6 protein-coding genes are annotated in these 6,897 nt (G+C 71.2%); all 6 read left to right on the top strand.

What is annotated here, in order from left to right:
- The coding region (locus SMA5143A_RS36745; protein WP_375136591.1) for an aminotransferase class III-fold pyridoxal phosphate-dependent enzyme at positions 1–1,377 on the top strand (1,377 nt) is incomplete at its 5' end.
- 23 nt (positions 1,378–1,400) lie between these two features.
- Entirely contained in the window at positions 1,401–2,354 is a 954-nt protein-coding gene (locus tag SMA5143A_RS36740; RefSeq protein ID WP_107467141.1) for a succinylglutamate desuccinylase/aspartoacylase family protein, read from the top strand.
- A complete protein-coding gene (locus SMA5143A_RS36735; RefSeq protein WP_107467140.1) occupies positions 2,351–3,811 on the top strand; it encodes an aldehyde dehydrogenase family protein in 1,461 nt (486 codons plus the stop codon). The genes SMA5143A_RS36740 and SMA5143A_RS36735 overlap by 4 nt, the downstream gene beginning before the upstream one ends.
- Positions 3,808–4,746: an aldo/keto reductase gene (locus SMA5143A_RS36730; protein WP_107467139.1), complete on the top strand. Its 939-nt coding sequence runs from the start codon at positions 3,808–3,810 to the stop codon at positions 4,744–4,746. Before SMA5143A_RS36735 ends, SMA5143A_RS36730 begins: the two co-directional genes overlap by 4 nt.
- A 49-nt stretch (positions 4,747–4,795) precedes the next feature.
- Positions 4,796–5,461: a haloacid dehalogenase type II gene (locus SMA5143A_RS36725; RefSeq protein WP_107467138.1), complete on the top strand. Its 666-nt coding sequence runs from the start codon at positions 4,796–4,798 to the stop codon at positions 5,459–5,461.
- A 49-nt stretch (positions 5,462–5,510) separates the two neighbouring features.
- A complete protein-coding gene (locus tag SMA5143A_RS36720) occupies positions 5,511–6,794 on the top strand; it encodes an NAD(P)/FAD-dependent oxidoreductase (protein WP_107467137.1) in 1,284 nt (427 codons plus the stop codon).
- Positions 6,795–6,897 lie beyond the last annotated feature (103 nt).

Below are 6,897 nucleotides of genomic sequence, written 5' to 3'. Positions count from 1 at the left end.
GCCGCCGCCGCTCAGCCGATCGCGGCCACCGCCCAGCGGCATCTGCTGCTGAACATGACCGCCAACGGATCGCTCGGCGCCGAGGGGGACGACCTCCTCGTCGTCCGGCGCGGGGAGGGCCCGTACGTCGACGACACGGACGGCAGGCGCTACATCGACGGCCTGTCGGGGTTGTACTGCTGCCAGCTCGGCTACTCCTACGGCCCCGAGTTCGCCGAGGCCGCCGAACGGCAACTGCGCGAGCTGTGCTACAGCCCGCTGTGGACCGGATCCGCGCACCCGACGGCGATCGAACTCGCCGAGCGGCTGTCCCGGATCGCCCCCGTCGACATCGAGCACACCTTCTTCTCGAGCGGCGGCGCAGAAGCCGTCGAGACCGCCTGGAAGATCGCCCGCCGCTACCACGCCCTGCGCGGGGAACCGGGCCGGGTCAAGGCGATCGCCCGCCGCGGCGCCTACCACGGGCTGACCGTCGGCACCCTGTCGTTCACCGACGACCCCGGCCTCACCGAGCCGTACGGGCCGCCGGCCATCGACACCCGGTTCGTGTCCAACACCAGCCGCTTCGGCCTCGACCCCCAGTTCGCGGACGACGAGGTGTGGACGGCCTGGCTCCTCGCCGAGGTGGAGGCCACGATCCTGGCCGAGGGCCCGGAGACCGTGGCGATGCTCATCGCCGAACCCGTGCAGAACCGGGGCGGCTGCATCACACCGCCCCGGGGCTACTGGCCCGGACTGCGGGCGCTGGCCGACCGCTACGGGTTCCTGCTAGTCGCCGACGAGGTGATCACGGGATTCGGCCGGCTCGGCGAGTGGTTCGGCGGCGACCGCTACGACGCCCGCCCGGACATGGTCACCGTCGCCAAGGGCATCACCTCCGGATACGCGCCCCTGGGCGCGACCCTCGTCGGCACCAAGGTCACCGACGTCCTCAACCGGCCCGGTGCGGTCCTCAACCACGGCTACACCTTCGCCGGGCATCCGCTGAGCGCTGCCATCGCCCTGCGCAACCTGGAGATCCTGGAGCGGGACCGCGTCCTGGACAACGTCCGCGCCCTCCAGGGCGACCTTGCCCAGCGCATGGCCGCCCTCACGGACCTGCCGATCGTCGGCGACGTCCGCGGCACCGGGTTCTTCTACTCCTGCGAACTCGTCGGCGACCTCGACGACGGCAAATTCAGCGACCTCGCCCGCGCCGGTCTGATCGCCGACCTGATCCCGCGCCGGCTGCGCGAGGCCGGCCTGCTCGCCCGCGTCTACAACCGCTCCGCCCCGCTGGTCCAGATCGCACCCCCGCTGATCAGCGACCGCGCCGTCCTCGACCGTATCGCCGCGATCATCGCGGGCGTCCTGGCCGAGGCGTCGGCCCGCATCTGATCCACGTCATGGAAAGGTTCCCCATGTATTCCATCGGTCCGCTGACCGTCGCTCCCGGCGAGCGCGCCCAGGGTCTGATCCCCGTCGGCACCAGCAGCTACGGCGTGGAGCTCGGCATTCCGCTGATCGTCGTCAACGGCGCCCTCGACGGCCCCGTCCTGTGTGTGGACGCGGGCGTGCACGGCGACGAGTACGACGGGCAGGAGGCCATCCGGCGAGTGCTCGCCGAGCTCGACCCGGCCACCCTGCGCGGCACCGTGGTCGGCATTCCCTGCCTGAACACCCCCGCCTTCGAGGCCGCCGCCCGCGCCAGCGGCATCGACCACCTCAACCTCAACCGCATCTTCCCCGGCGACGCGGAGGGCTCCTACTCGCAGCGGCTGGCCGCCACCTTCGTCGAGCAGGTCGTCCCCGCCGTCGACGCCGTGGTCGACCTGCACACCGGTGGCGCCTACGGCGAGATCGCCCCGCTCGTCATCCTCCAGGGCGGCTACGAGGACCTCGCCACCGACCTCGCCCTCGCGGCCGGACACGAACTGGTCTGGAAGGGCGGCAAGTGGGGCGGTACCGTCCGCCACCCCGTCCTGGAGGCCGGCAAGCCCGCCATCACCATCGAGTGCGGCGGCGCCACCTACCGCGAGACCAACGTCGAGCACCACATGAACTCGATCCGCAACATCCTGCGCCGCCTCGGCCTGACCGACGGCGAGCCGGAACTGCGGGACACCTACACCACGGTCTCCGGGACCTTCGCCCGCTCCGCCGCCGGCGGCTTCTTCGTCGCGCACGCCGAGCCGGGGGAGACCTGCAAGGAAGGCGACCTGATCGCCACCATCACCGACCACTACGGCACCACGCTGGAGGAGGTCCGCGCGCCGCAGGAGGGCATCGTGCTCTGGGTGCGCCGCATCCGCACGGTCCGCCCCGGCGACGAGGTCGTCATCTTCGGCGAGGTGCTCGGGGAGATCCGGCCATGACCAACGAACTGCAGTTGACCGAGCTCCTCATCGACGGCAAGCAGGTCCCCGCCGCCGACGGCCGCTCCTTCACCGTCCTCGACCCGTCGAACGGCACGGCGATCGCCCAGGTGGCGCTGGGCGGCAAAGCGGACGTGGACCAGGCGGTGGCCGCCGCCCGCACGGCCTTCACCTCCCCCGAGTGGGCCGGGATGCGGGCCGCCGACCGCGGCCGGATCCTGTACCGGATCGCGGAGGCCATCCGCTACCAGGGCGAACGGCTGGCCCGCCTGGAGAGCCAGGACGTCGGCAAGCCGCTCCGCCAGGCCAGGAACGATGTCGAGGCGGCGGCCCGCTACTTCGAGTTCTACGCGGGCGTCGCCGACAAGCTCGGCGGCTCGACGGTCCCCCTCGGGCCCGGTCTGCTCGACTACACCGTGCGCGAACCGATCGGCGTCTCCGGCCAGATCATCCCGTTCAACTACCCGCTCCAGAACACCGCGCGGGGCTCCGCCCCCGCCCTGGCCGCGGGCTGCACAGTGGTGCTCAAGCCGTCTCCGGAAGCGCCGCTCACCCCGCTGGAGATCGGCAGGATCGCCCTGGAGTGCGGTCTCCCGCCGGGCGTGCTGAACGTGGTCCCCGGTGACGGCGAGACCGGCGCGGCCCTCGCCGGGCACCCGGACATCAACCAGGTCACCTTCACCGGCTCGGTGCCGACCGGCATCAAGGTCGCCCAGGCCGCCGCCGCCAACGTGGTGCCCTCCGTCACCGAACTGGGCGGCAAGTCCCCGGTCGTCGTCTTCGCCGACGCCGACTTCGACGCGGCCCTCGGCGCCGTCGCCGCCTCCGCGTTCGGCAACGCCGGGCAGACCTGCTCGGCCGGCACCCGGCTGCTGCTCCAGCGCGGCGCCGAGGAGTTCCTCGACAAGCTCGTCGCGCACGCCGACTCCCTCAGCGTCGGCCCCGGACTCAGCGATCCGGACGTCGGCCCCCTCGTCGCCGCACGGCAGCGGGACCGGGTCCTCGGCTACCTGGAACTGGCGCGCGAGGAGGGCGCGGTGGCACGGGCCGGCGGCGGCGCCCCCACCGAGCCCGAGCTGGCCGACGGCTACTACGTCCGGCCGACCGTCCTGACCGGACTGGACAACCAGGCCCGGTGCGCCCGCGAGGAGATCTTCGGCCCCGTCGTCACCGTCATCGAGTTCGACGACGCGGCCGAGGCCCTGGAGATCGCCAACGACAGCCCGTACGGCCTCGCCTCCTACGTCTGGACCCGCGACATCGACAAGGCGATGCGCCTCGCCGAGGGCATCCGGGCCGGCCAGGTCTACGTCAACGCCACCGGTGTCGGCACGGGCGTCGAGCTGCCCTTCGGCGGCTACAAGCACAGCGGCTGGGGCCGGGAGAAGGGCCTCGAAGGCCTCTCCAGCTACCTGCAGACCAAGAACGTCTGCATCGGGTTCGGGAACCGGTCATGAGATACCGCTCGCTCGGAGAGCGCGGCCCGGCAGTGTCGGTGGTCGGCGTGGGCGGCAACAACATCGGCAGCCGCCTCGACGAGGACGGCACCAAGGCCGTCGTCCACGCCGCCCTCGACGCCGGGATCACCCTGTTCGACACCGCCGACATGTACGGCGGGTCCGGCGAGCGGGGTGGCCTCCGAGGCGACGGCGAACGGCTGCTCGGTGCCGCGCTCAAGGGCAGCCGCGACGACGTGGTCCTGGCCACCAAGTTCGGGATGGAGATGGACCGGGACGCCGACCTGTACGGCCCCCGCGGGGCCCGCGCCTACATCCGGTACGCGGTGGAGGCGTCACTGCGTCGGCTCGGCACCGACCGCATCGACCTGTACCAGTACCACGAACCGGACGGCATCACGCCGCTGGAGGAGACGGTGGCCGCGCTCCAGGAGCTGGTCGACGAGGGCAAGATCCGGTACATCGGCTGCTCCAACCTCCCGGCCGAGCAGCTCACGGACGCCTTCGTGTCCACCCAGGCGCGCTACCACCTGCTGGACCGCGGTGCCGAACGGGACCTGATCCCTGCCTGCCTCCACCACGGCCTCGGCCTGCTGCCGTACTACCCGCTGGCCAACGGCCTGCTCAGCGGGAAGTACCGGCGCGGCGCGGAGCCCCCGCCCGGCAGCCGCCTGTCCTGGCGCCAGGGCTGGCTCACCGACGCGGCCCTCGACAGGGCCGAGGCCCTCACCGCATACGGCGCCGAACGCGGCCTGACCCTCCTCCAGGTCGCGGTCGGCGCACTGGCGGCCCTGCCCGCCGTCGGCTCCGTCATCTGCGGAGCCATGACACCTCAACAGGTCACCGCGAACGCGGCGGCGGCCGACTGGATACCGAGCCCGGCCGACCTGGCCGCGCTCGACGCGATCGTCGCCCCCGGCGAACGCGTCGTCTGAAGCCCCCACCCACCCCTCTGAAAACCGCGAGAGAGCAAGGCTGGACACCATGCGAGAAATCGTCACCTTCGACGCCTACGCGACCCTGATCAACTTCGAGCTGGCTCCCACGACCCTGAAGGTCCTCGAGGACCGGCTGGACCTGGACAACCTGGATGTCGACGAGTTCCTCGACGACTTCCGCGTCATGCGCTTCCAGGCCGTCCTGGAGGCCTACCGCCCCTACCACGAGATCCTGCACTCCAGCCTGCGCAACGCCATGCGCCTGCACGGCCTGGAGTACCGCGAGTCCGACGGCGACGCCCTGGTCGAGGCCGTCCCCACCTTCGGCCCCTGGCCCGAGGTCCCGGACGCGCTGCGCGCCCTGAAGACGAAGTACGAGATCGCCATCATCTCCAACACCGACGACAACCTGATCGCGCGGAACGTGGAGAACATCGGCGTCGAGTTCGACTACGTCATCACCGCCCAGCAGGCCGGCGCCTACAAGCCCGACCGCCAGACCTTCGAGTACGCCTTCAAGACCATGGGTGTCGAGCCGTCCCAGGTCATCCACACCGCGCAGGGCTGGGAGTACGACCACATCCCGACCCGCGACCTCGGCCTGAAGCGCCGCGTGTGGATCAACCGCTACGGCCGCCCCGGCAGCGCCGACTACCAGCCCTACGACGAGCTGCCCGACATGTCGGGCCTGCCGAAGCTCCTCGGCTGCTGACCTACGGCGCACCGGCGAAACAGAGCGAGAAGACAAGAGGACGCACGCCATGAAGCAGATCCCCTACTGGATGGACACAGCTCCCGCCCTGCCCGACCGTTCCGGGAAGGACCTGCCCGACGAGGCGGACGTGGTGGTGATCGGCGGCGGCCTCACCGGCCTGTCCACCGCCTACCACGCCGCCCGCAAGGGTGCCCGGGTCGTCCTCGTCGAGAAGGACCAGGTCGGTTCGGGCGCCTCCGGGCGCAACGGCAGCCACTGCAACCCCGGCATCACCATCAGCCCGGCCCAGGCCCGCCAGCGCTACGGGCAGGAACGTGCGCGCGAGCTCTACGACGCGTTCCGCGTCGCCGTGGACCTCGTCGAGGAGATCGCGGTCAAGGAGAAGATCGACTGCGACTTCCACCGTGCCGGGCGCCTCGGCTTGGTCTGCAAGCCCAAGCACCTCGAGGGCATGCACGCAAAGCAGCGCGACCTGGCCGAGAACTTCGGCCACGAGACGGTCGTCCTGAGCAAGAGCGAGCTGCGCGCCGAGCTGGGCTCGGACCACTACCACGGGGCCCTGCTCGACCCGCTCGGCGCGGCCCTGCACGTGGGCAAGTTCGTCGTCGGCCTGGCGGACGCCGCCGAGCGTGCCGGCGCCGAGATCCACGAGCGCAACGCCGCCACCGGCCTCACCCGCCTCCCCGGCGGCGGCTTCGTGGTGGAGACCATGCACGGCACCATCCGTGCCAAGCAGGTCATGGCGGCGACGGATGCCTACACCGACCAGTCGATGCCGTGGTTCCGCAAGCGGCTGATCAACGTCGGCAGCTTCATCATCGTCACCGAGCCGCTGGGGGAGGCGCGCGCCAAGGAGCTCATTCCCAACGGCCGCCTGCTGGTCGCCCACAAGAACGTCGGCAACTACATCCGTCTCACGCCGGACAACCGCCTCGCCTTCGGCGGCCGGGCCCGCTTCGCCCCCTCCAACCCGGCCTCCGACGTCAAGAGCGGTGACATCCTCAAGCGGGAGATGACCGAGATCTTCCCGCAGCTGGCAGGGGTGAGGATCGACTATGTGTGGGGCGGCATGGTCGGCTTCTCCTGGGACCGCATCCCGCACGCGGGCGAGGTCAACGGCCTGTACTACTCCATGGGTTACTGCGGCCACGGCGTCCAGATGGCCACGTTCATGGGCCGCGCGGTCGCCGAGATGATGGACGGCAATCCCGAGGCCAACCCGATGCGCGGCTTCGGCTTCCCGAAGGTCCCCGTTCCCTTCTACAACGGCACACCCTGGTTCCTGCCGTTCGGCGGCGCCTACTACAAGGCGAAGGACCGCCTGCTCTGAGCAGGCGCCACCGCCCGTGACACCGCGGGGGCCTTGCCGCGGCGACGCGAAAGGCCCCCGCGCTCCCCCTGGACGCCCCCTTGAGAGAAGGCCCGCAGACCCA

The organism is Streptomyces sp. MA5143a, assembly GCF_900290235.1.
Taxonomy (GTDB): domain Bacteria; phylum Actinomycetota; class Actinomycetes; order Streptomycetales; family Streptomycetaceae; genus Streptomyces.
Note: the sequence above shows the minus strand (reverse complement) of the source record. Positions and strands in the feature narration are given on the sequence as shown.